The organism is Salinicola corii (assembly GCF_008298015.1).
Classification (GTDB): domain Bacteria; phylum Pseudomonadota; class Gammaproteobacteria; order Pseudomonadales; family Halomonadaceae; genus Salinicola; species Salinicola corii.
Genome location: NZ_VTPX01000006.1, coordinates 51,381 through 78,259 on the forward strand (window position 1 = coordinate 51,381; position 26,879 = coordinate 78,259).

At 64.1% G+C, this 26,879-nt stretch carries 23 protein-coding genes; 13 read left to right on the forward strand and 10 right to left on the reverse strand.

Annotated elements, in window-relative coordinates:
• Positions 1 to 116: 116 nt before the first annotated feature.
• The 3 genes from F0A16_RS11840 to ggt form a co-directional block, all read right to left on the reverse strand.
• Positions 117 to 1,286 (reverse strand): MFS transporter, encoded by a 1,170-nt coding sequence (locus F0A16_RS11840; RefSeq protein WP_149435614.1) that lies wholly within the window; start codon positions 1,284 to 1,286, stop codon positions 117 to 119.
• 21 nt (positions 1,287 to 1,307) lie between these two features.
• Positions 1,308 to 2,498 carry an SH3 domain-containing protein gene (locus tag F0A16_RS11845; RefSeq protein WP_149435615.1) on the reverse strand — a complete coding sequence of 397 codons (1,191 nt, stop codon included), beginning with the start codon at positions 2,496 to 2,498 and terminating at the stop codon, positions 1,308 to 1,310.
• Positions 2,499 to 2,566: 68 nt separating this feature from the next.
• On the reverse strand, positions 2,567 to 4,315 hold the full coding sequence (ggt, locus tag F0A16_RS11850; protein ID WP_149435616.1) for a gamma-glutamyltransferase: 1,749 nt from the start codon (positions 4,313 to 4,315) through the stop codon (positions 2,567 to 2,569).
• Positions 4,316 to 4,586: 271 nt separating this feature from the next.
• On the opposite strand from ggt, the gene rpe reads away from it, so the two are divergent.
• The 5 genes from rpe (at position 4,587) to F0A16_RS11875 (ending at position 10,522) form a co-directional block, all read left to right on the forward strand.
• Positions 4,587 to 5,273, forward strand: a complete 687-nt coding sequence (gene rpe / locus F0A16_RS11855; RefSeq protein ID WP_149435617.1) for a ribulose-phosphate 3-epimerase — start codon at positions 4,587 to 4,589, stop codon at positions 5,271 to 5,273.
• A gap of 6 nt (positions 5,274 to 5,279) precedes the next feature.
• Entirely contained in the window at positions 5,280 to 5,618 is a 339-nt protein-coding gene (locus tag F0A16_RS11860) for a GIY-YIG nuclease family protein (RefSeq protein ID WP_149435618.1), read from the forward strand.
• Between the two features lie 43 nt (positions 5,619 to 5,661).
• Positions 5,662 to 6,408 (forward strand): ParA family protein, encoded by a 747-nt coding sequence (locus F0A16_RS11865; protein ID WP_149435619.1) that lies wholly within the window; start codon positions 5,662 to 5,664, stop codon positions 6,406 to 6,408.
• Between the two features lie 74 nt (positions 6,409 to 6,482).
• Entirely contained in the window at positions 6,483 to 8,210 is a 1,728-nt protein-coding gene (locus tag F0A16_RS11870; protein ID WP_149435620.1) for a VRR-NUC domain-containing protein, read from the forward strand.
• Positions 8,207 to 10,522 carry an ATP-dependent DNA helicase gene (locus F0A16_RS11875; RefSeq protein ID WP_149435621.1) on the forward strand — a complete coding sequence of 772 codons (2,316 nt, stop codon included), beginning with the start codon at positions 8,207 to 8,209 and terminating at the stop codon, positions 10,520 to 10,522. The genes F0A16_RS11870 and F0A16_RS11875 overlap by 4 nt, the downstream gene beginning before the upstream one ends.
• Positions 10,523 to 10,623: 101 nt before the next feature.
• Here F0A16_RS11875 and F0A16_RS11880 read toward each other — a convergent pair whose 3' ends face one another.
• Together F0A16_RS11880 and F0A16_RS11885 are read right to left on the reverse strand one after the other, a co-directional pair.
• Positions 10,624 to 12,276, reverse strand: coding sequence for a dihydroxyacetone kinase subunit DhaK (locus F0A16_RS11880; RefSeq protein WP_149435622.1), 1,653 nt, complete (start codon positions 12,274 to 12,276; stop codon positions 10,624 to 10,626).
• Positions 12,277 to 12,310: 34 nt separating this feature from the next.
• Positions 12,311 to 13,609, reverse strand: a complete 1,299-nt coding sequence (locus F0A16_RS11885) for an NAD(P)/FAD-dependent oxidoreductase (RefSeq protein ID WP_149435623.1) — start codon at positions 13,607 to 13,609, stop codon at positions 12,311 to 12,313.
• 326 nt (positions 13,610 to 13,935) lie between these two features.
• On the opposite strand from F0A16_RS11885, the gene F0A16_RS11890 reads away from it, so the two are divergent.
• From F0A16_RS11890 to F0A16_RS11900, 3 genes are all read left to right on the forward strand, one after another.
• Complete coding sequence (locus F0A16_RS11890) at positions 13,936 to 14,601, forward strand: phosphoglycolate phosphatase (protein ID WP_149435624.1); 666 nt, start codon at positions 13,936 to 13,938, stop codon at positions 14,599 to 14,601.
• A 220-nt stretch (positions 14,602 to 14,821) separates the two neighbouring features.
• Positions 14,822 to 16,318, forward strand: a complete 1,497-nt coding sequence (trpE, locus tag F0A16_RS11895; RefSeq protein WP_149435784.1) for an anthranilate synthase component I — start codon at positions 14,822 to 14,824, stop codon at positions 16,316 to 16,318.
• A gap of 83 nt (positions 16,319 to 16,401) precedes the next feature.
• Positions 16,402 to 17,100, forward strand: a complete 699-nt coding sequence (locus F0A16_RS11900) for a VTT domain-containing protein (RefSeq protein ID WP_149435625.1) — start codon at positions 16,402 to 16,404, stop codon at positions 17,098 to 17,100.
• 74 nt (positions 17,101 to 17,174) lie between these two features.
• Here the strand turns inward: F0A16_RS11900 and argF are convergent, their stop codons facing one another.
• Positions 17,175 to 18,092: an ornithine carbamoyltransferase gene (gene argF, locus F0A16_RS11905; RefSeq protein ID WP_149435626.1), complete on the reverse strand. Its 918-nt coding sequence runs from the start codon at positions 18,090 to 18,092 to the stop codon at positions 17,175 to 17,177.
• A 415-nt stretch (positions 18,093 to 18,507) separates the two neighbouring features.
• On the opposite strand from argF, the gene grxD reads away from it, so the two are divergent.
• On the forward strand, positions 18,508 to 18,852 hold the full coding sequence (gene grxD / locus F0A16_RS11910; RefSeq protein ID WP_149435627.1) for a Grx4 family monothiol glutaredoxin: 345 nt from the start codon (positions 18,508 to 18,510) through the stop codon (positions 18,850 to 18,852).
• 154 nt (positions 18,853 to 19,006) lie between these two features.
• On the opposite strand, the gene rnt is transcribed toward grxD, so the two are convergent.
• On the reverse strand, positions 19,007 to 19,672 hold the full coding sequence (gene rnt / locus F0A16_RS11915; RefSeq protein WP_149435628.1) for a ribonuclease T: 666 nt from the start codon (positions 19,670 to 19,672) through the stop codon (positions 19,007 to 19,009).
• A gap of 216 nt (positions 19,673 to 19,888) precedes the next feature.
• On the opposite strand from rnt, the gene F0A16_RS11920 reads away from it, so the two are divergent.
• The 4 genes from F0A16_RS11920 to F0A16_RS11935 all read left to right on the forward strand — a co-directional run bounded on the left by F0A16_RS11920 (position 19,889) and on the right by F0A16_RS11935 (position 22,937).
• Positions 19,889 to 21,109 (forward strand): argininosuccinate synthase, encoded by a 1,221-nt coding sequence (locus F0A16_RS11920; protein WP_149435629.1) that lies wholly within the window; start codon positions 19,889 to 19,891, stop codon positions 21,107 to 21,109.
• A gap of 64 nt (positions 21,110 to 21,173) precedes the next feature.
• Positions 21,174 to 21,479, forward strand: a complete 306-nt coding sequence (locus F0A16_RS11925) for an HlyU family transcriptional regulator (RefSeq protein ID WP_149435630.1) — start codon at positions 21,174 to 21,176, stop codon at positions 21,477 to 21,479.
• 150 nt (positions 21,480 to 21,629) lie between these two features.
• On the forward strand, positions 21,630 to 22,292 hold the full coding sequence (locus F0A16_RS11930; protein ID WP_149435631.1) for a glutathione S-transferase family protein: 663 nt from the start codon (positions 21,630 to 21,632) through the stop codon (positions 22,290 to 22,292).
• Between the two features lie 111 nt (positions 22,293 to 22,403).
• Complete coding sequence (locus F0A16_RS11935) at positions 22,404 to 22,937, forward strand: DUF1161 domain-containing protein (RefSeq protein WP_149435632.1); 534 nt, start codon at positions 22,404 to 22,406, stop codon at positions 22,935 to 22,937.
• A 27-nt stretch (positions 22,938 to 22,964) separates the two neighbouring features.
• On the opposite strand, the gene nth is transcribed toward F0A16_RS11935, so the two are convergent.
• From nth to metG, 3 genes are all read right to left on the reverse strand, one after another.
• Entirely contained in the window at positions 22,965 to 23,603 is a 639-nt protein-coding gene (nth, locus tag F0A16_RS11940) for an endonuclease III (RefSeq protein WP_149435633.1), read from the reverse strand.
• Positions 23,600 to 24,601 (reverse strand): RnfABCDGE type electron transport complex subunit B, encoded by a 1,002-nt coding sequence (locus tag F0A16_RS11945; protein ID WP_149435634.1) that lies wholly within the window; start codon positions 24,599 to 24,601, stop codon positions 23,600 to 23,602. The genes nth and F0A16_RS11945 overlap by 4 nt, the downstream gene beginning before the upstream one ends.
• Before the next feature lie 63 nt (positions 24,602 to 24,664).
• On the reverse strand, positions 24,665 to 26,734 hold the full coding sequence (gene metG, locus F0A16_RS11950) for a methionine--tRNA ligase (protein ID WP_149435635.1): 2,070 nt from the start codon (positions 26,732 to 26,734) through the stop codon (positions 24,665 to 24,667).
• Between the last annotated feature and the right edge of the window lie 145 nt (positions 26,735 to 26,879).

Genomic DNA, 26,879 nt, shown 5'->3' on the forward strand with positions numbered 1-26,879 from the left:
CGGCAAGGCTAGATAAATCCTAATGGAATGACAATTCGTTTACTTAGAACAAATTTATATAACCTTGCGCGGTAACTCTATAAGCTCCCACGACCGCAAGTCGGACGATTCGCTGGTCACCGTGGTCGTCCCTGGCCCGATGGCTTCGCCAGACGCTTCAGGCCGACCAGACCCAGCAGCGGGCCGGGTAGCAGCCACCACGCAATCGTCGCTTCCAGCGCGGAAAGCCACGGCACCAGCAGGCCGATCGAGACGGCGGAGATGGCGAAGCCGATGGCATTCTGGAGCGTCAATGCGCTACCGACCAGGGCGGCGGGGCAGGCATTGGCGGAGAGGGCGGAAAACTGTGGGGAGTCGATCACCGCGAGCAGGCTCCACGCCGCCAGGTATGCCACCAGCGCGACGAAACCGAGATGGGGCGCGAGCCAGGGGTATAGCGCGCAGCCCACCGCCGAGCCGGCCAGCCCCAGGGTCGCGACCCGACGGCTCCCGAGGCGCTGGCTCAACCAGCCGCCGAGCCAGCAACCGGGGGCGCCGACGGCGATCAGGGCGAACACCAACAGCGACAGCGCCCGTGGGGAGAGTTCGGGATTCGCCGTCACCAGCAGCAGCGGAATCAGCGTCCAGAGCGTGTATAGCTCCCACATGTGCCCGAAGTAGGCGCTGGCGGCGCGGCGAAAATCGGCGATGTCGAAGGCGGCCAGTCCGGCCAGGCGTGATCTTGGGGGTGGGGAATTGGGTCCGTGGGGAGGCGCGTCGCCCAAGCGCCAGACGATGGCCGCCGCCAGCAGCGCGAGCAGGGAGGCAAACCACAGCGTCGTCTGCCAGTTGCCTCCCCAGTCGATCCCGGCCAGCAGATGGGGCATCGCGGTGCCCAGCACCAGCATGCCGACCAGCCACGCCAGCCCGAGCCCGGCTCGTCCTGGTGCCCAACCCACCATCAGTTTCATCCCGATGGGGTAGATGCCAGCCAGCGACAGCCCTGTCATCACGCGCAACCCCACGGCTGGCCATAGCCCGCCCGCGAAGGGCAACAGCGCGTTGGAGAGCGCGCCGATCAGGCACGACAGCGCGAACAGGCGGCTGGCGGGGGCGCGATCGGCGAGTCCGCTCAGGCCGATTCCGAGCGTACCGGCCAGAAAGCCGATCTGAACCGCTCCGGTCAGCCAGCCCAGGTCGGCCGGCGCGAGATCCCATGTGGTCTGGAGGTCGCCGATCACGGCGTTGGGCGTGAACCACAGCGCGGTACCGAACCACTCGGCAATGGCGATCAGGACGATGGGCATCTGGGACGCCTGCCGAAGCGGCTAGTCGCCGCCTCGAGTATCATTGGCGGCCTGGTCATCTCCGGCACTGTCATCAATCGAGTCGCCATCAACCGCATCTTCGTCAACCGTGTCGTCATTGGCTTTGGCCTTCTGGCCGTAGACGACGGCCTCGGGAATCACGAATTGGCGCATGCCCGTATCGATCTGGTAGTGATCGCCGATTTTTCTGGCGATGTAATCCGCGCTGCCATTACCGCCATTATTGATTGCGGTCACCATGCCGGTCTCGAACAGGATATGCAGCGAGTCTTTCGAATCCTGGCCTGGAGGCATTGGAGGCATGGCGATCCAAATGCCCGCATTGCCGGGCCCGTCGCGAATCACGCCGAAAGGGCAGAGCTGTGCGGGTTGGCCCGGTTCCAGTACGCAGTCGACCGTACCCGTGGCATCGAAGTCGTGGTCGCTGCTGTTCAGGCCTTGAAGTTCGGTTTTGCCTTTCGAGGGGCTCGATGCCGGCGGCTGGCTTCCCTCGACCAGGAATCGCCCGGCGACCCAGCCGCGGAGCCCCGAGTCCGCGGCGCGAACGTGGCACCAGCGGTCGGCGTCGCTCAGGCGGCAGCCAAGATTCTCGAGCGTTTCGCCATTGGCCAGCTGGCCGGCAATGGCGTACTGCTGGCCAGGACCCGACCGCACGTTGAGCCTGGTCGTCGCGTCGTCCAGCTCGACCTGCCAGTATCTCGGCCCGTCCATCTCATCGGGCCGGTTGGCTTTTGCCGGCGCGGCGCTGCCCCTGTTTGCATCGGCCGTCGGGGCATCGCGCGGTTCGCCGACAGCGATGGTCAGCGTATAGCTCGCCTGTTCGTCACGCCGTGCGGCCGCGCGGGCCAGAAACACCTGAACGAGATAGTCGCCGGATGCTGGCAGGGCGACATCCGCCACGTTGCCCGCCATCATCCCCGCAAACAGGAACTCGCCGCCGTCGGCCGACTTGATATTGAAGTAGACGCTGTCGCGGGAGGCGTTCAGATCCACGGACAGGATCTGACCCTGCTGCGCGGCGACGCGGTACTCGGCGGTCTGGTCGCCGCTTAGCCGAGCCTCGATCACGCGCTCGGGTTCGCTGGCGGCGAGCGTGATGCGCTCGCCGCCCGTCAATTGGGCGACGGCGCCGAGTGGCATGCCGGCGATCGCCAGCAGGCAGAGGATGTGCCGAACGGGTGCGGTCAGCATGGCCACCGCCCGGCGTCGTCCGCGCGATGCTGCACGGAGCCGATCCGAGGCCTGGCATCTCTCATGGCTCAAATGCCCATCGCCGAAGAGGTCGAGCGTCGCGGGTCGGCACCGCCGGTGAAGGTGCCGTCGTCCTCGATCAGGATCGACTGCGCCGCGCCCATCGCCTCCTGCTGGCTGATCTTGTGGCCCATGGCTTCGAGCAGGGCGATGGTATCCGGGCTGATACCGTCCTCGATGCGGATCTCGTCCGGCAACCACTGGTCGTGGATTCGGGGCGCACTGACCGCGCTCTGAATGTTCATGCCGTGGTCGATCACGTTCATCACCACCTGCAGCGTGGTGGTAATGATGCGTGAGCCGCCTGGGCTGCCGGTCACCAGGAAGTTCCTGCCGTCCTTCTTGACGATGGTCGGCGTCATCGAGGAGAGCATGCGCTTCTCGGGCTCGATCTTGTTGGCTTCGCCGCCGATCAGGCCGTAGGCGTTGGGGGTGCCGGGCTTGGCGGAGAAGTCGTCCATCTCGTTGTTGAGCAGGAAACCGGCGCCGTCGACGACGATGCCCGAGCCGTAGCTGAAGTTGATGGTGTAGGTGTTGGAAACTGCCAGGCCGCTGTCGTCGGCGATCGAGAAATGGGTGGTCTCGTTGGATTCGTACGGCAGCGGGTCGCCAGCGGCGATCTCGCTGCTGGGCGTGGCCCGGTCGAGGTCGATCTGGCCGCGCAGCTCCTCGGCGTAGGCCTTGGACGTGATGCCTTCGAGGGGCACATCGACGAAATCGGTGTCACCCAGGTATTCGGCGCGATCGGCGTAGGCGCGTTTCATCGCCTCGCTCATGACGTGGATCGTCCGCGCCGAGTTGAAGCCCATGGTGTGGATATCATAGCCCTCGAGAATGTTGAGCATCTGCACGATGTGCGCGCCACCGGAAGAGGGCGGGCTCATCGCATAGACATCGTAGCCACGGTAGTTGCCGTGGACCGGCTCGCGAATCGTCGGCTGGTAGTTGGCCAGGTCCATCGCCGTCATCATGCCACCGTGGTCTTTCATCTCGGCCGCGATCAGGCTGGCGGTCTTGCCCTCGTAGAATTCGCGCGGTCCGTTCTCGGCGATGCGCTCGAGCGTCGCGGCCAGGTCGGGCTGGCGAAACCGCTCGCCGGCACGATAGAGCGAGCCGTCCGGCTTGTAGAACACCTTGCGCGTCGAATCCCACTGTTTTAGCCGATCCTGGGACTGCTCGAGTCCTTCCGCGAAGCGCGGCGGGATGATGAACCCCTCGTCCGCCAGCTTGATCGCGGGCGCCAGCGCCTCGGCCAGCGTCATCGTGCCGTACTGGTCCAGCGCCAGCGCCAGGCCGGCCACGGTACCGGGCACGCCGGAGGCGTTGTGGGTATAGCGCGAGAGTTCGGAGACCGCCTCGCCCTGTTCGTTCTGGAACATGGTCTCGTAAGCCGCGGCGGGCGCCTTCTCGCGGTAGTCGATGGCGATGACCTTGTCGCTTTTTTCGTCGGAGATCAGCATGAAGCCGCCGCCACCGATATTGCCCGATCGGGGTTGGGTCACTGCCAGCGCGAAACCGGCGGTGACGGCGGCATCGACCGCGTTGCCACCGTCTTCGAGAACGTCGTGGGCGATCTGCGAGGCGAGGTAATGGCTGGTGGCGACCATGCCGTGCTCGCCGACCTGGGGATGAAAACGTTCGCCTTCCAGAATGGCGGACTGACCCATCGAGGACACCGAGTACGCGAATGTCAGACAGAAGGCACAGAGTCCGGCGATCCGGCGAGGAGTGTGCTTGGCAGGGGTGAGTCTCGGCATGCGGTTACCCTCGAAATCCGATTGTTGTCGTGGCTGAGCTGAATCATGAAGCCTGTTTGGCGGGATGATTAACCCCGTGTGCAGTATAGGAATTATTCGTCACGAATGTCGTCCTCGGCCATTTGGTTTCCGCACCAGATCATTCTGGGTGACGAGCTGGACGCCATGCTTGGGCCTGGCTGTGAAAGAGATCGTCCCCAGACACGCCAAAGGTGGCGGTGCGTACGCTAGAATGAGCGCCAGAAGCCAGCCAGCACAAGGACCCCCGTTCATGCGCGATTTCAAGATTGCTCCCTCGATTCTCTCTGCCAACTTCGCCTGCCTGGGGCAGGAGGTCGAAGACGTGCTCGCATCGGGAGCCGACATCATTCATTTCGATGTGATGGACAACCATTACGTGCCCAACCTGACGATGGGGCCGATGGTTTGCGAGGCGTTGCGCAAGCACGGCGTGACCGCGCCCATCGACTGCCACCTGATGGTCAAGCCGGTGGATCGGCTGATCGGCGATTTCATCGATGCTGGCGCCAGCTACGTGACATTCCATCCCGAGGCTTCCGAGCATATCGACCGTTCGCTGCAGCTCATCCGTAGCCACGGCTGCAAGGCGGGACTGGTGTTCAATCCCGCGACGCCGCTCTCCTACCTGGACTACGTGATGGACAAGGTCGACATGATCCTCATCATGAGCGTCAACCCCGGCTTCGGCGGCCAGTCCTTCATTCCCGCCGCGCTGGACAAGCTACGGGAAGCGCGCCGACGTATCGACGCCAGTGGATTGTCGATCCGGCTGGAGGTCGACGGGGGGGTCGGCCCGGACAATATCGCCGACATCGCCAAAGCGGGCGCGGATACCTTCGTTGCCGGCTCGGCGATCTTCAAGGCCCGCAGCCTCGACGATGCCCATCGCTACGACGGCGTGATCGGCAGGATGCGTGCGGCACTGGCCGGGAGCTGACCCCGAGTGTCGAAGCCAGTCGACCCGGCTACCAAAGCGCAATCACGATGGTGGTATCTCTATCTTATCGAGACCGCGAACGGTGCGCTCTACACCGGCATCACCACCGATATCGAGCGGCGTTTCGCCCAGCACGCCAGCGGCAAGGGCGCGCGGGCGCTGCGCGGCAAGGGGCCGCTGACCTTGCGACACGTCCAGGCGGTCGGCAGTCACGGCGACGCGCTCCGACTCGAGGCCGCGATCAAGCGACTCAGCGCGGCCGGCAAACGGCGCTGGATCGAGCGTCAGGTGTTGTCATCATATTGTCACCGAAACGTCATCTTGGCGGAGCCCCCCACGCCGTAGAATCCGAGACACTATCCGACGACTCAGTGGAAATGTCTCGATCATGAAAGTGGTGGCCCTGCACAACCTCAAAGGCGGCGTCGGCAAGAGTTCGGCCGCCGTCAATATGGCCCGAGAGGCCAATCGCGATGGCCTGCCGGTTCTGCTGTGGGATCTCGATGCGCAGGGTGCCTCCACCTGGATTCTCGGTGGGGAAGACGGTATGAGTCGCAAGGTCGGCAAGCTGTTGGCGGGCAAGTCGCCACTGGGCGAGCAGGTCCAGCACACGCCCTGGGAGCGTTTCGATCTGCTGCCAGCAGACATGCGACTGCGCGAACTCGACCGTATTCTCGGCGACAAGGCCGATGGCGACAAGCACCTGAAGCGGCTGATCGCACCGTTCAGCGAGGAGTACGCGCTGATGATCCTGGACTGTCCGCCTGGGCTCTCCACACTGGCCGACCAGTTGATCCGTGCCGCCGATCGCATTCTGGTGCCGACCATCCCCAGCCCGCTATCGGTCCAGGCCTTCTCGCGCATGCTTGAACATCTTGACCTCAAGAAACGCCAGCGCCAGCGGCTGACGCCGTTCTTCAACCTGGTCGACCGGCGGCGGACGCTACACCGCGAATGGCTCGAGGCGCCGCCGGCTGCCATCGGGGCGCCGATGCAGACCTGGATTCCCTACGCCAGCGACGTCGAGCGCATGAGCCTGGAGTGCCGCCCGCTGGCGGACCTGGCGCCACGTAGTCGCGCCACCCACGCCTACCGTCGTCTATGGCAGGAGCTCAAGACGGAACTGGGCGAATAGCCACGACAACGCTTCGAACGCCTCTCTTGGGTCTGTATACTTACCCAGTGTTTTGAGTCTACGCTGGGGAAGCCATGGCGCTGTCGACGCTCGAAGACCCGCTCTACTATCTCGCCAATTTCCGCCGCGTGCTTGACTGGCTGACGTCGCGTTACGCCGATGTGTTGAGCGTCGACGAGGCCGCTTTCATCGCTGATTTCCAACGTCTGCCCCAGCCCTCCCAGGCGCTGCTGGTCAGGATGATCATGCGCCGGGGTGTCGATTTTCGGGCCAGCCGCCTCGACTATGCGGAGATTGGCGATACACGGGCGGCGGCCGAGCCGCTGATCGCGGCCGGCTGGATCGAGGAGGGCGCGCCGCTGTCGCTGGAGGCGCTGTTCGCGCTGACGACCCGGCCGGAGATCGGTGCGCAGCTGGGCGGCTGGCTGGCGACATGCGGTCTCTCCCGGGGCGCCGGCAAGGGGGTATGGCTGGCGGCGCTGCAGGCAGAGTCTCCCGAGCCCCGCCCCCTGGCCGAGTGGGCGCCGGGACTTGAGGATCGTCACTACCGGTTGAGCGTCGATGCGATGTGCGAGCGTTTCCGGCTGATGTTCTTCGGCAATCTGCGTCAGCAGTGGTCGGAGTTCGTGCTGGCGGAGCTCGGCGTCTACCGTTTCGAGACCATCGAGCTGGAGGCAACCTCGCGAGCGTTCTCCCGGCGCCAGGAACTGGAGGCCTATCAACACCTGCACCGCTGCCGGGAGCGTTTCGAGGCCGATGAAGCGATGGAGTCGCTGCTGGCCGATGTTCCACGCCTGCCGTTTGCCAATGACTGGCTGGAGCGTCGCCGGGGGCGGTTGATCTACAAGCTGGCCTACCGTCTCGAACGCCAGGGCGAGCTCGATCAGGCCCTGGCGCTCTATCAAGACTGCTCGGCACCGGAGGCGCGGCTCCGCCGGATCCGGGTGCTGGAGGCGCAGCAGGCATTCAGCGATGCGCTGGCACTGGCCGAGCGGGCGGCAGCCGATCCCGTCAACGCGGCGGAACGCCAGGCGCTGGAACGGGTGCTGCCCCGGCTTCGTCGCAAGCTCGGCCTGGCGCCGGGGCGTCGGCCGGAGGCAATGCAGCCGCCGCGCCTGGACCTGGTGCTGCCCCGCGCCACCAGCGTCGAGCGGGCGGTGGCCCGGCATCTCTGCCGTGACGAGGCGCCGGTCTGCTACGTCGAGAACGCGCTCGTCAATGGTTTGTTCGGGCTGCTCTGCTGGGAAGCGATCTTCGCGCCACTGCCCGGCGCCTTCTTTCATCCGTTCCACTCGGGGCCGGTGGATCTGTTCGAGGCGGACTTCCAGGTGCGCCGGCGCGACCGGTTCGACAGCTGTCTGGCAGCGCTCGAGACGGGCGACTACGGCGCGATCATCCGTCGACGCTATCGCGAGAAGTGGGGGATCCAGTCACCCTTTGTGTTCTGGGAAGCGCTCGACGAGCACCTGCTGGAGCTGGCCCTGCAGTGTATCCCGGCGCGCCACCTGCGGCTCTGGTTCGAGCGGCTTCTCGGCGACGTCCGTGCCAACCGTGCCGGGATGCCGGATCTGATCCAGTTCTGGCCGGAAAACGCTGATCCCTCGCAGGCGACGCGTTATCGCATGATCGAAGTGAAGGGCCCCGGTGATCGCCTGCAGGACAACCAGAAGCGCTGGCTGGATTTCTGCGCCCGACACGACATGGCGGTCAGTGTCTGCTACGTCAGTTGGGCCTCCGAGGGCGATGTCGAGGTGGCAGGCCTCCCCGGTCCCGACACGGCCGTGACCGGGAGCGATTCTTGAGCTACCGGATCGCCGTCCGGGCGCTGTGCGAGTTCGCGGCCAAGCGTGGCGATCTCGATCTGCGCTTCACGCCGTCGCCCTCGGCGCAGGAGGGGATCGCCGGCCATCAGCTCGTCGCGGCGCGCCGCGGCGAACGTTACGAGCGCGAGATTGCCTTGAGCGGCAGCTATCACCATCTCGAAGTGCGCGGGCGTGCCGATGGTTACGATCCCGACGCCAACCGGCTGGAAGAGATCAAGACACATCGCGGAGACCTCGCCCGTCAGCCGGCCAATCAGCGGGCGCTGCACTGGGCACAGGCCAAGGTCTATGGACATCTGCTGTGCGCCGAACGCGGGCTGGACCAACTCACGGTAACGCTGGTCTATTTCGATATCGTCAGCCAGCGCGAAACGCCCCTGGCCGAGCAATGCTCCGCCGGGGCTCTGCGTGCCGAATTCGAGGCGCACTGTCAGGCATTTCTGGCCTGGGCGCAGCAGGAGCTGGCCCATCGCCGCCGCCGGGACAACGCCCTGAAGTCGCTCCGCTTTCCCCATGCCGGTTTCCGCGAAGGCCAGCGTCCGTTGGCCGAATCCGTCTACAAGGCCATCCACACCGGGCGCTGGCTGATGCTGCAGGCGCCCACCGGTATCGGCAAGACGCTGGGGACGCTGTTTCCGCTGCTCAAGGCGATGCCTGGCGAGCCGCTGGACAAGGTCCTCTTCCTGACGGCGCGCAATACCGGGCAGCGACTCGCCCTCGAGGCGTTGCAGACGCTGGGCGCAGGTGGCCGTTGCCACCGTGGCGAGTCGCGTGTCCCCGTGCCCGACGGGACCGGGGCGCTGCCCCTGCGGGTGCTGACGCTGACGGCCCGCGACAACAGCTGTGAGCACCCCTACAAGGCCTGTCACGGCGACTCCTGCCCGCTGGCCGCCGGTTTTTACGATCGCCTGCCCGCGGCCCGCGCGGCGGCGGTCGAACGCGGCTGGCTCGATCGTGCCGGCCTGCGGGATACCGCGCTTGCCCACGACATCTGCCCCTATTACCTCGGCCAGGAGATGGCGCGCTGGGCCGATATCGTCGTCGGCGACGTCAACTACTGGTTCGATTTTCACGCCATGCTCTATGCCTTGAGCCAGCAGCAGCAGTGGCGGGTCGGAGTGCTGGTCGACGAGGCTCACAATCTGGTGGAACGCGGGCGCGGCATGTACAGCGCGACGCTGGACCACGGTGCTTTCCGGCGCCTGAAGCCGACGTTGCCGGCGCCGCTCAAGCGGCCGTTCTCGCGGCTGGCCGCTATCTGGCAGGCGCTGGCGGACGAGAGCAAATCGGACTATCGGGTCATCGAGACGCTGCCCGGCAAGCTGATCGGGGCGCTGCAGCAAGCGGTTTCGCAGGTGGTCGAGTATCAGAGCGAGCAGCCGATCGCGCTCGACGGCGAATTGCAGCGATTCGCCTTCGACGCCCAGCACTTCTGCCGCGTCGCCGATGTCTTCGGCGAACATTCGATCTGTGACGTGACCCGCCAGGCGCCCCGCGGACGCCAGCGCCGCGCCGGGGCGCAGGTGACGTTGCGCAACGTGGTGCCGGCGCCGTTCCTGGCGCCGCGATTCGCCGCGGCGCATGGCGGCACTCTGTTTTCCGCCACGCTGACCCCGGAAGCCTACTATCGCGATCTGCTCGGCGTGGCACCGGACGCGCCCTGGCTATCGCTGGATTCACCGTTCCACGACTCGCAACTGGCGGTGCACGTCGCCGCATCGCTGTCGACGCGTTACGTCGACCGCGATGCCTCGCTCACGCCGCTGGCGGACCGGATCGCCGCCCAGTTCCGGGCACGTCGCGGCAACTATCTGGCGTTTTTCTCGAGCTTCGCCTACCTCGAACGGGTTGCCGATCGTCTGGCCGAACGCCATCCCGACGTGCCGTCATGGCGACAGGCCTCACGCATGGATGATGCCGCCCGGGAGGCATTCCTGGCCCGGTTCGAAGCGAGCGGGGAGGGGGTAGGCTTTGCCGTACTGGGCGGGATCTTCGGCGAAGGCATCGATCTCCCCGGCGATCGCCTGATCGGCGCCTTCGTCGCGACGCTGGGATTGCCCCAGGTCAACCCCGTCAATGAGCAGATGCGCGCCAGGCTGCAGGCGCTCTACGGTCATGGCTACGATTACGCCTATTTTTTTCCGGGCATGCAGAAAGTGGTGCAAGCTGCCGGACGCGTGATTCGCTCGCCGCAGGACGAGGGCGTGATCCACCTGCTCGACGATCGTTTTAGCCGGCGCGAGGCCCAGGCACTATTGCCGGACTGGTGGCCGCCGGCTTTGTGGGATTGACCAGGGCAGAGACGAGCACCCGGGTGGTCGATTGCCCGGCAGTGGTAGTCTTGCCATATTGAAATGAGTCGCGTGGGCAAAGCACGGGCGGCGTGACGCTGTTATCCCATCGTCGCCAATGCCTCGAACACTCTTGCCACCGCCTCGGCGCCGGGGTCGACGACGCCCTTGAGCGCGCTCTCTGGCACGTAGGCGGACCGACCGGCGTTGGCGCGGACGAGTTGGGCAGTGGCCTGGGCACCATCGCGAGCGGCCTGCGCTGCTTGGGCCAGCGATTCACCCCGCTGCAGTGACTCAATGGCAGGGATCAGGGCGTCGAGCATGGTACGGTCGCCGGGCTTGGCGCCGCCGTAGGCCTGCACCTTCTCGACGCCGGCGGCGAGCGCCTCGTCGAGTTTGCCACGTCGATCCAGCGAGGCAGCGGCTGCGGTAAACAGGATCGATAGCAGTACGCCGCTGGAGCCACCCATTTCCCGCGAAAGGAGCTGGCCGATACCGGCGAACATCAATGGCAGGGCTTCGGTGTTGAGTCGGTTGGCCGACAGCGCCCTGGCGATCGACTCGGCGCCGCTCTCCATGCTGGCGCCGGCGTCACCGTCGCCACTTTTTGCGTCGAGGGCGTCGAGCTCCTGGCGCGATTGGCGCAGGGTCTCGATGACCCGCTCGAGAAGGGCGGAAGTGCCGGGATCCTGCGGGGCATCGTCGGCCAGTGCCTCATGATCCTGTCGGGTATCCGGAGAAAAGTGGGCGGGAGCCTGGGCGACGTGCAAACCGGGCCAGGCCGGCGCCGTCGTCGGGGCCGACAGCGCCTCGACGACATCGTCGTCGGCCGGCAGCAGCGTGAGCGAGAAGCCGTGCATGTCCAGCGAGGTCATCAGCGGCGCCGGGCCGATCAGATGGGCTATCTGATTGACGCCCAGTTGGCGCAGCAGGCTGGCGGTCAGCACCCCCATCTCCTGGGTGGAACAGCTGCCAAGGTCGTTGAGCATCGCGATCCAGGGCCCGGAGAGCTTGCGGTCGGACAGGGCGTCGCGCAACGGCTCGAGCACCAGTCGCATCGCCTCGTCGGCATTCTTTGGATTGACCTCCCGCGTGCCGGTCTCGTTGTGAATACCCAGGCCCAGTTCCGGCGAGCGCTCGGCGGCTGCCTGGCCCGGCTGGGCCGCGGCGCTGAGCGCCATGCCCAGCGACCCCATTCGCTGGCACAGGGCTTCGGCGCGCTCGAGGATGGCGTTCAGCGGCAGTTCCCGGCTCGCCAGATGACCGCTCAGCTTGTGCACCAGCACGGTGCCGGCGATGCCTCTCGGTTGCGGGGCATTTTCGATGGCGACATCGTCGGCGACGATGACCATGGCAACGTCCAGTCCCTCGCCTCGGGCACGCTCGGCGGCGAGGCCGAAGTTGAGGCGATCACCGGTATAGTTCTTGACCACCAGCAGGCAGCCGGCCTCGCCGCAGACTTCGCGAATGGCAGCGAGTACCGCCTCGACGCTGGGCGAGGCGAACAGGCTGCCGGAGATCGCTCCGGTCAACATGCCCTCGCCGATATAACCGGCATGTGCTGGCTCGTGACCGGCCCCACCGCCGGACAATATCGCGACCTGGTGTCGGCCCTGATCCGCTTTGTCCCAGTCGCGGCGGATCAGGATTCGCAGACCGCTCTCCGGTTCGGCGACACGCAGTGGAGCGGTTACAGCCGCCGCTCTCAAAATCTCGTCGACGACATCGCCGGGGGCATTGTAGAAACGATCCATGTTGTCTCTCCGTTGAAGTTTCGGGGTCGATGCTTCAGTGCAGTTTCATTTTCGGCCGGATATAGCGGTTGAGACCGTCGACAATGACGGTCATCGCTGTCTTGAAAATGCCATGAATCGCCATCTGGTGCATACGATAGAGAGAAGCGTAGAACAACTTGGCCAGCCGCCCTTCGATGAACAGGCTGCGCGCCGATGCGCCACGCATGAGGCTGCCGACCGCCTCGAAGTGCGCCAGCGAAATCAGTGAGCCTCGATCGCGGTAGACGAACGGCTTGAGCGGTTTGCCGTCCATGGCTGCACGCAGGTTGTGGTAGCAGTGGGTCGCCTGCTGGTGGGCGGCTTGGGCCCTGGGCGGCACTCGCTTGTCGTCGGGCTGAGGGCAGGACGCACAGTCGCCGAAGGCGAAGATGCGCTCGTCGTCAAGGCTCTGCAAGGTTTCGTGGACCTTGATCTGGTGGTTGCGCTCGGTGGCGAGCCCCAGTTGCGACAGGAATTCCGGCGCGCGAATGCCGGCCGCCCAGACGCTGAGGTCCGTCTCCAGCGGCTCGCCGTCGGCGGTGATGAAACCGTTGGCGTTGGCTTCGGTGACCCGAGTGTCGACATGGATCTTGACCCCGAGTCGCTCCAACTCGCCGTGTACCGCGCGGCTGATCCGCTCGGGCAGGGCCGGCAGGATGCGCGGTGCCGCCTCGATCAGATGGACCTCGAGTTTGCCGCTGTCCAGCGCCGTGAACCCGTAGCTGTGCAGCATTCGGGAGGCACCGAAGAGTTCGGCGGCCAGCTCGACGCCAGTGGCGCCCGCGCCGACCAGGCCGACGGTCAGCTTGGGGTGTGTCCGGCGCTCCGGATCGCTGTAGCGCAGGAAGGTGTTGAGCATGTTGCGGCGAAAGCTCTCCGCCTGCTGCGGGCTATCGATGAAGTGGCAGTGCCTGGCAACACCTGGCGTACCGAAATCGTTGGAGACGCTGCCGACGGATAGCACCAGGTAGTCGTACTCGAGCTCACGAGCCGGTAGCACCACGGCGCCGTCCTGATCGTGGATCGGCTCCAGCGTCAGGGTGCGGTTGTCGCGATCGATGGCACTCAGCGTACCCCGCTGGAACCGGTAGCCGTGACTCTTGGAGTGGCCCTGGTAGGAGACCTCGTCGAGCCCGGAGTCGAGGGTGCCGGTGGCGATCTCGTGCAGCAGCGGCTTCCAGATGTGAGTGGGGTTGCGGTCTACGAGGACGATGTCGGCACGCTGGGACTTGCCGAGTTTGCGACCCAGACGGGTTGCCAGCTCGAGTCCACCCGCGCCGCCACCGACCACGACGATGCGTGGTGTGGTCATGGGAAACTCCAATCGAAAAATCGGAAGAAAATGAGAAGGGAACAGCCGGGGAAATCGGGAGTCGTCGGTTCGGGGCGCTTCGAGAGGGCTCGGGGCAGATGGTTGGCGATAAGGCAGGCACACCGAGAACCGAGTGATGACGACATCGGATTGTGAGACTGCGCGTTCACGGAAATGAGCACCCGTCGATTCGACGAAAAAAGATGTGTCCGAGGATACGCCGATCATCGACACTTGGCATCTGTGGGTTGCGTAAACTTACGCCGTTTTGGGTAAGCTGCTGTGCGATGTGTCGTCTTTCCAACCTTTCACTCGAGGATTCCATCATGCACCCGTCGCTTCAGGACATCCGGCTGGTCGCTTTCGATCTTGATGGCACCTTGATCGATTCCGTACCCGATCTGGCGGCGGCGGTGGACGCCATGCTCGTCGGGCAGCGCCTGGCGCCGGTGGGCGAGGCCAAGGTGCGTGACTGGGTGGGCAACGGCTCTCATAAGCTGGTCGAGCGAGCGCTGGCCTGCGTCCTGGGGGAAGCGCCGGATACGGCCCGGGTGACGGCGAGTCATGACGGATTCCTGCGCGCGTATCACGCGGCGCCTTGCGAGCGCACCCGGGCGTATCCCGGGGTTAGCGAGGCACTTGGATCGCTCGAGGCGAGGGGGATCATCGTGACGCTGGTCACCAACAAGCCCGCGGCGTTCATCGATCCGATTCTCGAGGCACTGGGTCTGCGCCGCTACTTTCGCATGACGCTGGGCGGGGATTCGCTGGCGGAGAAGAAGCCCCATCCCGCGCCGCTGCTCCATCTGGCGGCACAGTTCGGCGTCGCGCCTGCGCAGTGTCTGATGGTGGGGGATTCGCGCCACGACGTGGAGGCGGGGAAACGGGCCGGTTTCCGCACCCTGGCGGTGCCGTACGGCTACAACCATGGCGAGCCGGTGGTCTCGAGCCGCCCGGATGGCGTGGTTGAATCGCTGGGGGAACTCGTTTAGGGTTTCCGAACCGGCGCCATGGTGGTCGTGGCGTCGTTCTTGCACACCTTCCCGGTATTTTCGTTTCCCCTCGACCGAGCTTTGACATGCGACCGGATATCCAACGCCTTTTCAGTCCCAGCGTGTTGATGCGCTACGTGACGCGTTGGCGATGGTGATTGTCAGCCGAACTGCCTCGTTTGCCGATTGCTGATTTTCACTGCTGGAGCCCGGTCCCATGATGACCCCCGATCGTTTTGCCGAGCTGGCGCAAGCTGGCTATAACCGTATTCCGGTCACCCGCGAGGTGCTGGCCGATCTGGATACGCCGCTGTCGACCTACCTCAAGCTGGCCGATGCGCCCTGGACCTTTCTGCTCGAATCGGTCCAAGGAGGCGAGAAGTGGGGGCGTTATTCGATCATCGGCCTGCCCAGCCGGGAGCGGATCGAGGTGCGAGGCCTTACCGTTCGCCACATCGTCGACGGCGAAGAGTTTGGCGTCAGCGAAGTCGAGGATCCGCTGGCCTGGATCGAGCGATTCCAGGCGCGATTCAACGTCCCGGACCTGAATGACCAGCCGCGGTTCGATGGCGGTCTCGTGGGCTATTTCGGCTACGATACCATTCGCTATATCGAACCGAAGCTGCGCACCGCGCTCGCCGCCGAGAAGCCCGACCCCATCGGTGTGCCGGACATCCTGTTGATGGTGTGCGACGACCTGGTCGTCTTCGACAACCTCTCCGGTCGCCTTCAATTGTGGACTCACGCCGACCCTGAGTCGCCTCACGCCTATGCCGACGCGGTCGAGCGACTCGAGACGCTGGAGCTGAAGCTGCGCAGTGCCACCTTCAACACCTTGAGTCCGGGTACCGGCCGGGCGGATGTCGCCGAGGACGACTTTCACGCCAGCTTCAGCGAGCAGGGCTACAAGGACGCGGTGGCGACGATCAAGGAGTATGTGCTGGCCGGCGACGTCATGCAGTGCGTGCCGTCCCAGCGCATGTCGATTCCGTACCAGGCGCCGCCGTTGGATCTTTACCGGGCGTTGCGCAGTCTCAATCCGTCGCCCTACATGTTCTTTCTGAATCTCGAGGATCATCACGTGATCGGGTCATCCCCCGAGATTCTGACCCGGCTGGAGAATGGCGAGGTGACGGTCCGCCCGATCGCCGGCACGCGGCCGCGCGGTGCGACGCCCGAGCAGGACAAGGCGCTGGAGGAGGAGCTGCTGGCCGATCCCAAGGAGATCGCCGAGCATTTGATGTTGATCGATCTCGGGCGCAACGATATTGGCCGCATCAGCGAAATCGGCACGGTTGAGCTCACCGACAAGATGGCGATCGAGCGTTACTCCCACGTCATGCACATCGTCTCCAACGTCACTGGCAAGCTGCGCGAGGGTATGTCGGCGATGGACGTGCTGCGGGCCACTTTCCCGGCGGGTACGCTCTCGGGCGCGCCGAAGATCCGGGCGATGGAGATCATCGACGAGCTCGAGCCGGTCAAGCGTGGTGTCTACTCCGGTGCCGTGGGCTATCTCTCCTGGCACGGTAATATGGACATGGCGATCGCGATTCGCACGGCGGTGCTTAAGGATGGAGAGCTGCACGTCCAGGCCGGCGGCGGCATCGTCGCCGATTCCAATCCCGACGACGAGTGGAACGAGACGCTCAACAAGCGCCGGGCGCTGTTCCGTGCCGTGGCAATGGCAGAGAAAGGGCTCGACAACCTCGAATGAGCCGCTGCGGAGGGAGCGTTCGGTTCTCTCCGCGCTTGTCGCTTGTCATCGATCCTTCATCGAAACCGGATTAGATTGGGGGTATGCGACGCTCGACCCCCGGTTCCCATCGATCCCATGTCATCTCGCCGCCACGACGTGCTCGTCGCTGGTGGCTTTGGACGTCGGTGCTGCTCGGATTCACCACGCTGACTGCAGGGCTTGTCGCCTGGGGTGGTCTATCACTCGAGTCGCTGGAGACACTGCATTCACTTCCCTTGCTGCTGATGATGGTGCTGCTGCCGGCATTGGGCCTGCCGATGACGCCGTTTTACATCATCGCCGGGCTGCGTTTCGGTATCCCCGGCGGGTTGGCGTTCTCCGCCATCGCCACGCTGCTCAACCTGCTGCTCTGCTATGCCATTGCCCACGGCCGCCTGCGGCCGGCTCTGAGCAGTGCCATCGAGCGGCGCTTCCCGGCACTGGCGGGTCTCGACCGGACCCGGGGCGATGCCTGGCGAGTCACGTTCCTGATCAAGTTGGTGCCCGGGGTTCCGATGTTCATCAAGCACTACGCCTTGGGGATCGCCGGCGTCCCCCGGTCGATCTACCTGACGGTGGCATTGATGACGACCGGACCCTATGCCGTGGCGTTCGTGGTGCTGGGCAAGTCGGCGCTGGAGGGGGATGTCGGTCAGATGCTCGTCGCATTGGCGCTGGTGGCACTCGTCGTCGTGTTGCTGAATATGGCGGTAGGCTACTGGACGCGACGCGGGGTCTCCCGGCCGGCGGGCTCTCGATGAAGCCGGACAGGAACGGTGCGAGAACCTTGGCGCCGCGATCCATTACAGGATCGCGGCGTTTTCTCATCGATGAATCAGGCGACCCGACCCAGCAACAGGAATTCGATCAGCGCCTTTTGGGCATGAAGGCGATTGCCGGCTTCCTGCCACACCACGGCGCGCGGGTCGTCGAGCAGTGTGGTGCTGATCTCCTCGCCGCGATGCGCTGGCAGGCAGTGCAGGAAGATAGCCTCTTCGGTCGCCTGATCCAGCAACGCTTCGGTGACCTGGAAGCCGGTGAAGTCACGTTCGCGTTTGGCCTGCTCTTCCTCCTGGCCCATCGAAGCCCAGACGTCCGTGGTGACCAGGTCGGCATCTCGAACGGCGTCGCCAGGATCGCGCACGATGACGGCATGTTCGCCTGCGGCCTCGAGAATGTCCCGACGCGGATCGTAGCCCTCGGGACAGCAGATGCGCAGCTGGAAATCGAATTGCCGAGCGGCGTTGATCCAGGAGTGGCACATGTTGTTGCCGTCACCGATCCAGACGGCCGTCTTGCCCTTGATCGGCCCACGGCATTCGGTCCAGGTCATCACGTCGGCCAGCAGCTGGCAGGGGTGGTAATCGTCGGTCAGGGCGTTGATCACCGGCACGGAGCTGGCGGCGGCGAACTCTTCGAGGCCGGCGTGGGAGAAGGTGCGAATCATCACCGCATCGACCATTTCCGACAGCACTCGCGCGGTATCCGCGATCGGTTCCCCGCGTCCGAGCTGGGTATCGCGCGATGAAAGGAACAGCGCATGGCCGCCGAACTGTGCCATGGCGGTCTCGAACGATACGCGTGTTCGCGTCGAGGACTTCTCGAAAATCATCGCCAGGGTGCGATTGCTGAACGGCGTGTAGATGGGGCCGTTGGTCTTCAGGCGATTCTTGATCGTGATCCCGCGCTGGATCAAATAATCGAGCTCGTCGGCGGAAAGGTCCAGAAGGGTCAGAAAGTGGCGTGCGCTCATGGGCGGATTCCTGTCGTGACTTGATGTCGATACATGGGCTACAAGGCATGCGGCATCATCCCGGCGCGCCGCACTGAAAACTCGATCGGTGACCGTGCCCGCCATGGCGGCTGCCACCAGAAAAAGAAAAAGCGCCGCGGGCGAAGCGCCCGGTGGGGCGTTTCGCTAGGCGGCGCCACGATCGATGCCATGGGGAGCCGCGCCCTGGGCGGGCGTCGGCGGCCAGCGTCGATCCGTGCGAAAGCCAATCATCCTAACCAGACCTCGTGAGCGGCGCAACGCCGCGGGATATCTTCACGGGTCGGCGGGGGTGTTTTCGACCGGTGTCATCAGTAGAATGGTGTCACGGTCTTTTATATTCGCGCACACGCGAAGGGTGGGTCAGCGGCTCTCCCTTCCCGCTACAGGACGTCTCATGAGCGATACCATCGAATCGATCAAGCAGCAGATCAGTGACAATGCCATCCTGCTCTACATGAAAGGATCGCCCCAGCTACCCCAGTGCGGCTTCTCGGCCCAGGCGGTTCAGGCGTTGATGGCATGCGGCGAGAAGTTCGCCTTCGTCAACATTCTCGACAACCCGGATATTCGATCTGAGCTGCCCAAGTACGCCAGCTGGCCGACGTTTCCCCAACTGTGGATCGACGGTGAGCTGGTGGGCGGCTGCGACATCATCGTCGAGATGTACCAAAACGGTGAACTGGAGCCCATGGTCAAGGCTGCCGCGGCCAAGTCCGCCGAAGCTTCCAGCGACAGCTGATCCGTCAGCCGCCAGGCCTAATCAACGACGCCCCATCCGTGCAAAAAATGCGGATGGGGCGTTTTTCGTTCGGTACGGTCGGGAGCAGATGATTTGGAGTGCGTGTTCGCGGATGACTCAAAATTGGTCGCTGTCGGCAGGTCTGCCGGATCGATCAGAGTTCGTCGTAACCCTGTTCCTTCAGCGCGAGATTCCAGCCGCCCAGGTCCTTGAAGCGGTTGACGATGGCGCAGAAAAGCTCTGCGGTGCGCTCGGTATCGTAGCTCGCCGAGTGGGCCGAAGAGCTGTCGAAGATGATACCGGCCGCCTGGCAGGCGCGGGCCAGTACCGTCTGGCCGTAAGCCAGCGCGGAGAGCGTGGCGGTGTCGAAGCTGGAGAAGGGGTGAAAGGGGTTGCGCTTGATATTGCAGCGATTGACGGCGGCGTTGAGAAATCCCTGATCGAAAGAGGCATTGTGGCCGACGAGGATGGCTCTCGAGCAGTCGTGGGATTTGATGGTCTTGCGAATCGGCTTGAAGAGTCCGTCGAGCGCTTCACGCTCGCTGACGGCGATCTGCTTGCGGAAGGCGCTGGAGAGGTCGATGCCGGTGAAATCCAGGGCGGACTGTTCGACGTTGGCGCCCTCGAAAGGCTCGACGTGAAAGGCAATGGTATCCAGTGGCAGCAGGTTGCCCTGATCGTCCATGGTCAGCGGCACGGCAGCGATTTCCAGAATCGCATCCGTTGCCGAATTGAACCCGCCGGTTTCGACGTCTACCACGACCGGGAGATATCCGCGAAAACGCTGCGCCATCAGCTCTTTCGTGCTGGCGTCCGACATGCAATGACTCCCATTCCCTTGGTGTGGTAGTGGTAATGTGTAGAGGAAACCGTGGTCATGAAACCGCGTAGAGTCTAGCAGTTTCGGCCATCGGCGTCCCGTCGCTCGGTGTTCGTAGCGGGCCGGGAGCGTTATAATTTCGGGCCGCGCCGTTCGCCGCACGTCAACGAACGACATACCCTGCCCATCAATTCAAACTTGCTAAGGAGCTATCGCATGTCCGATGTCAAAAAGGTCGTCCTCGCCTATTCCGGCGGCCTTGACACTTCCGTGATCGTGAAGTGGCTGCAGGAAACCTACGCTTGCGAAGTGGTCACCTTTACCGCCGATATCGGTCAGGGCGAAGAGGTCGAGCCGGCGCGAGCCAAGGCGCAGGCGCTCGGGGTCAAGGAGATCTACATCGAGGACCTGCGAGAAGAGTTCGTTCGCGATTACGTCTACCCGATGTTCCGGGCCAACACCATCTACGAGGGCGAGTACCTGCTGGGCACGTCCATCGCGCGGCCGCTCATCGCCAAGCGTCTGATCGAAATCGCCAACGAGACCGGTGCCGATGCGATCTCCCACGGCGCCACCGGCAAGGGCAACGACCAGGTGCGCTTCGAATTGGGCGCCTACGCCCTGAAGCCGGGGGTCAAGGTCATCGCGCCGTGGCGCGAGTGGGACCTGAACTCCCGCGAGAAGCTGATGGCGTACTGCGAGGACAATGACATTCCGGTCGACTTCTCCAAGAGCAAGAAGAAGTCGCCGTACTCGATGGATGCCAACCTGCTGCACATCTCCTACGAGGGTGGCATTCTCGAGGACCCGTGGGCCGAGGCGGAAGAGGAGATGTGGCGCTGGAGCGTGGCGCCGGAAGCCGCGCCGGATCAGCCCACCTATGTCGAGCTGACCTACGAGAAGGGCGACGTCGTCGCCATCGACGGCGAGCCGCTCAAGCCTCACGAAGTGCTGGCCAGGCTCAACAAGCTGGGTGGCGACAACGGCATCGGCCGTCTCGATATCGTCGAGAACCGCTATGTCGGCATGAAGTCTCGCGGCTGCTATGAAACGCCTGGCGGTACCATCCTGCTGCGGGCGCATCGAGCCATCGAGTCGTTGACGCTGGATCGCGAGGCGGCGCATCTCAAGGATGAGCTGATGCCCAAGTACGCCAAGACCATCTACAACGGTTATTGGTGGAGTCCGGAGCGCCGCATGCTTCAGGCCGCCATCGACGAAACCCAGGCGTTCGTCAACGGCGTGGTGCGGATGAAGCTCTACAAGGGCAGCGCGGTCGTCGTCGGTCGTCGCTCCGAGCAGTCGCTGTTCGATGAGTCGATTGCCACGTTCGAGGATGATGCCGGCGCCTACGACCAGAAAGATGCCGAAGGCTTCATCAAGCTCAATGCGCTGCGTCTGCGGATCGCGGCAGGCAAGGGCCGCTCCGCGAGCTAGCGCCGTCCGGTCCAACCCTTGATGCCGATACCTGCCGTGTCGGCATCCGAATCGGGAGCAACGTATGCTGAAGAAACTGTTCTCCGGGCTGCTGGGCGGTGGCAATGCCAAACCCGCCACGCCCACAAAAGAGCGCGAGCCGGTCGAGTACAAGGGGTTTTTGATCGTGCCCGATCCGCAGGATGTCGGCGGCCAGCATCGGGTCAGTGGTTGGATTCGCAAACCGGTCGAGGGCGGCGAGACCCTGGAGCGACGCTTTGAGCGTTCGGATGTCGTTCCGGGCGAAGATGCCTGCGTGGAGCTGACGATCACCAAGAGCCAGCGCTATATCGATGATATCGGCGATGAGATGTTCGAGCAGCAGCATTGACGACGATCGTTCGATCTCGATGGCGGCGCCTGCGTGGCGCCGTTTTCGTCATTGGCGGCTTCAGCGATAACTTCCTATGGTTAAGGCATTCCCGGAGGCCGAGGCCCCGGTGGATAGGAGCGTTCGAACAACCGGCAAGGAAGCGCTGACATGATCACCGTTCATCACCTCGAGAACTCCCGCTCGCAGCGTATTCTGTGGCTGCTGGAGGAACTGGGTGTCGAGTACGAGATTCGGACCTATCGACGCGACCCCAAGACCATGCTGGCCCCCGCGGAGCTGAAGCGGATCCATCCGCTCGGCAAGTCGCCTATCATCACCGACGACGCTCACACCGTCGCCGAATCCGGTGCCATCATCGAGTATCTTGTCGCTGGCTACGGTGGTGACGCCCTGCTCCCCGCCCAGGACACCCCGGAGCGCTTGCGCTACACCCACTGGCTGCACTACGCCGAAGGCTCCGCCATGCCGCTGATGGTGATGAGTCTGGTTTTCGCAAAGTTGGGTAAGCCCCCGGTTCCGGCGATCATTCGCCCGATCGGTAAGCTGTTGGGCAATGGTGTTCGTGAGAAATTTCTCGTTCCACAGCTACGTCTGCATTTCGACTATTGGGAGAGCGAGCTGGACCAGCACGCTTGGTTCGCGGGGGATACGTTCAGTGCGGCGGATATCCAGATGAGCTTCCCTCTGTTGGCTGCCGAGAGCCGCACCGATCTATCCCGTTATCCCAATATCAGGGGCGTGCTCGAGAGGATGCGTGAGCGACCGGCCTATCAGCGTGCGGTCGAGAAAGGCGGTGAGTTTCAGCTGTAAATCGTTCCGATGGATGGCATCCATTCGTCGGGCCACGCGCGGCTTTGATCATTCGTGCGCGAATTACCGGCATTCCGGCCGGGCTCGTGCCACTCTGGCTGAGGAGTCTCTATGCGTGTCCTTACCTGGAAACATGCCATGATCGCCGCTTTGAGCGGCGCCGGTCTGGCGTCGTCGCTGACTTGGGCGCAGATGCAGCCCGGCGACTCACCTTTCGACAACCAGCCGGAAACGCGGCTGGCTTGCGAGCGTCTCAAGGCGCAGATCGATCAGACGATCCGCGACAACGGCGCGCGGCACTTTCTCCTCGAGATCGTCGACAACGCTCAGGTGGAAGGCGATGTAGTGAGGGAAGGGGAGGCGTTTGCCGGTGCCGAGGTGGTCGGTAGTTGCGACGGTGGCACCCGCAAGGTGGTCTACAGCCGTGATGGCGCGACGGAGATGAGTTCCATGCGACCGGCTGCGGAATCTTCCACCCCGGTCGAATCCTCGTCGCCCAACATGACCAAGTCGCCGGAGGGTGGTGACGGCAGCAGCGTGCCTGAGACGGCTCCGGTCCCTCCCGAGTCCAGCGGTGAAGAGGCCGTGCCCACGCAGGATACGCAAGCCGGTAACGCGGCCCAGGAGCCGGAAGCCAGCCCTTGATCCCGGCCCGCGAGTCTCAGCCGGGCATTAGGCGATATCGATCTTGTCCGGGTACTCGCACAGATCCTCGATGACACAGCTGCCGCAGCGGGGCTTGCGCGCCAGACAGGTGTAGCGCCCGTGCAGGATCAGCCAGTGGTGGGCGTCCTTGAGGTAGGCCTTGGGTACGTGACGCATCAGCTTGTTCTCGACTTCGACCACATTCTTGCCCGGCGCGAGTCGTGTGCGGTTGGATACGCGGAAGATATGCGTATCCACCGCCATGGTCAGCTCGCCGAATGCCGTGTTCAGAATCACATTGGCGGTCTTGCGCCCAACCCCGGGTAGCGCCTCCAGCCCTTCCCGCGTTGTCGGGATGTTGCCGGCGTAGCGCTCGGCCAGGATGTGGCAGGTTTTCATCAGATTCTCGGCCTTGGTATTGAATAGGCCAATGGTCTTGATGTGTTCCTTCAGCCCATCGATACCCAGATCGATGATCGCCTGCGGCGTATTGGCCACCGGAAACAGTCTTGCCGTCGCCTTGTTGACGCCAACGTCCGTCGCCTGGGCCGACAGTAGTACCGCTGCCAGCAGCTCGAACGGCGTCGACCAGTTCAGCTCCGTGGTCGGGTTGGGATTGTGAGCCTTGAGGCGAGCAAAGATCTGCTCTCGCTTGGTGGCGTTCATGAGGTGGTTCCATGATAGTCGTCTGCGTCTCTGGCAGGCTGGTTGACGGGCGATCCGCTGGCCAGGGAGATCAGCCTCTCCGCCTCGCATATCTTGTCCCGCGCCTGCGCGATGCCCGCCTGATCGCCCTGACGTTGAAAATGGGCGAGCTCCTGGCGTGCCTTGCGCATCGCCTGCTCTGCTGCCGCCACGGCGATATGCTGGTGGTCTCGCGTGGTGCTCCGGTTCGATGGCGGTCCGGACTCGAGTCGTCGGTACAAGGCGTCGAGCTGGTCGTCGAATCCCGCCAGGCGCTCGAGGAGCGCGGGGCGCTGCGCCTCTTCGACTTTGTCCAGTTGGCGGTGCAGGCGTTTTCGGCGTGCGGTAAGAGTCGCCACCTGCGCCTTCAGGGCGGTAACGTCGACATCGACGGGCCATTCACGTGATGCATTGGCGGCCGGCCGTGCCGCAGCGGCGCGGCGTTGCTCGCGCTTGCGGCGTTTCTCCTCGGCTCTGACAACCAGTCGCCGGTTGCGCGCCTCGAAGCGTCGGCGTCCGTTTTCGGCCCGCCAGTCGAGATAGCGCTGCCGCTCGATGTCATTGCCGGCCTGCGCCCACTGCGGGTGCCGAACGAGATCGATGCAGTCGACCGGGCAGGGTGCGATACACAGTTCGCAGCCGGTGCATTCTGACTCGATGACCGTGTGCATCTGTTTGGCGGCGCCGAGAATGGCATCGACGGGGCAGGCCTGGATGCACTTGGTGCAGCCGATGCACTCGGCCTCGCGAATCACGGCCAGCAACGGTGTCTGGGGCGGCTCGATCAGTTCGAGAGGCGGGTGGCCTGTCAGCGCTGCCAATCGGTCACGCGTGGCCTCGCCACCGGGAGGGCAGCGGTTGATCGCCTCGCCCTCCACGATCGCCTCGGCGTAAGGCCGGCAACCGTCATGACCGCACTTGCCACATTGGGTCTGCGGTAGTTCGGCATCGATTCGTTCGACGGTGATAGCGAATGACATAGGATTTCCGGAATAGCGGGACAAACGACCACTCCCGATGGGAATCGTGCGGCATTGGCTCCTTCAGGTGACGCGCTGGCCCGGTTTGGCGCCGCTGTCCGGGGAGAGAAGATAGATGCCATCGTCGTCACCTGCGGCCAGCACCATGCCTTCGGAGACGCCGAAGCGCATCTTGCGCGGCGCCAGATTGGCGACCATCACCGTCAGCCGGCCTTCGAGGGCTTCCGGCGCGTACACCTTGCGAATCCCGGAGAAGACGGTCCGCGTCTCGCTGCCGATATCCAGCGTCAGCTTGAGCAGCTTGTTGGACCCTTCGACATGTTCGGCCTTCTTGATCTCGGCAATCCGCATGTCGACCTTGATGAAGTCGTCGAAGGCGATCTCGTCGCCGATCGGCTCGTCGACCAGTGGCGTGTCCCGGGGCGCTTCGGCGGGGTTCGAGGGGGCTTTCCCGGTCAATTTCTTCTCCTCCTCGAGCACCTCCTTGGAGGCCTCGATCATCGACTCGATCCTGTCGCTCTCGACACGGGTCATCAGCGGCTTGAACTTGCCGATGACATGACCTTCGAGTACCTGCTGGCGGCTCGCCCAGGCGAGGCTGTCGACCTGCAGGAACCGTCGCGCCTGCTCGGCCATTGCCGGCACCACCGGATGCAGGTAGACCATCAGGGTGCGGAACAGATTGATCCCCACCGAGCAGATATCGATCACTTCCTGCTCGCGACCGCTTTCCTTGGCCAGTACCCATGGCGTCTTGTCGGCGATGTAGGTATTGGCCTCGTCGGCGAGTTCCATCACCTTGCGCATGGCGCGGCCAAACTCACGGGCCTCGAAATCGGCGGCGATCTCGTCGCCGGCGTGGATGAACCTGGCGACGAGTTCCGGTTCGGCACAGGTCGAAGAGAGCTGCCCGTCGGCGAGCTTGTTGATGAAGCCGGCGCAGCGGCTGGCGATATTGACCACCTTGCCGACCAGATCCGAGTTCACCCGCGCGGCGAAATCCTCGAGATTGAGGTCGAGATCGTCGACGCGAGAAGTCAGCTTGGCGGCGAAGTAGTAGCGCAGATACTCCGGGTTGAGGTGCTCCGCGTAGGTCTGCGCCTTGATGAAGGTCCCGCGGGACTTCGACATCTTGGCCCCGTTGACGGTCACGAAGCCGTGGCAGTTGACGCCGGTCGGCGTGCGCATGCCGGCGCCTTCGAGCATGGCTGGCCAGAACAGCGCGTGGAAGTAGACGATGTCCTTGCCGATGAAGTGGTAGACCTCGGCGCTGGAATCCGCCTTCCAGTAGCTGTCGAAATCGAGGCCTTCGCGATCGCAGAGGTTCTGGAAGCTGGCCAGATAGCCGATCGGCGCGTCCAGCCAGACGTAGAAATACTTGCCTGGCGCATCGGGAATCTCGAAGCCGAAGTAGGGCGCATCGCGGGAGATGTCCCACTCGTTGAGGCCGGATTCGAACCACTCCTGCAGCTTGTTGGCGATCTGCGGCTGCACGCGACCGGAGCGCGTCCACTGCTTCAGAAACGCTTCGAAGTCCGGCAGCTTGAAAAAGTAGTGGGTCGAGGTGCGCACTTCCGGCGTGGCGCCGCTGATCGCCGAGACCGGATTGATCAGCTCCGCCGGTGTATAGGTCGCGCTGCACACTTCGCAGTTGTCGCCGTACTGGTCCTCGCTGCCGCACTTCGGGCAAGTGCCCTTGATGAAGCGGTCGGCCAGAAACAGACCCTTGACGGGATCGTACATTTGCTCGATATCGCGGGTGCTGATATGGCCGGTATCGCGCAGCGCCGTATAGATCCGCTCGCTGTGAATGCGGTTCTCTTCGGAGTGGGTCGAGTGGTAGTTGTCGAAAGCCACGCCGAAGCGGGCGAAATCTGCCTGATGCTCCTCGCTGACCTTGGCGATCAGTTGCTCGGCCGTGATGCCTTCCTGCTCGGCGCGCAGCATGATCGCGGTGCCGTGGGCGTCGTCCGCGCAGACGTAATGGCACTCGTGGCCGCGGCTCTTCTGGAAACGCACCCAGATATCGGTCTGGATATACTCCAGCAGGTGGCCCAGGTGGATCGAGCCGTTGGCATAGGGCAGCGCGCTGGTGACGAGGATCTGGCGCGAAAGCGAGGCGTTGTTCGACATGGCGACTGGAACATTCCCGTAACGAAACCCGAGGCGGCCTGGTATCGGTGGCCCCACGGGTGGATAGGCTGAAAACTTGGTCGACGATTGTAGCACCGATGGCGGGGGCTTTGCGTCGGGTGCACGCGTGGGGAGAAGTGATTCC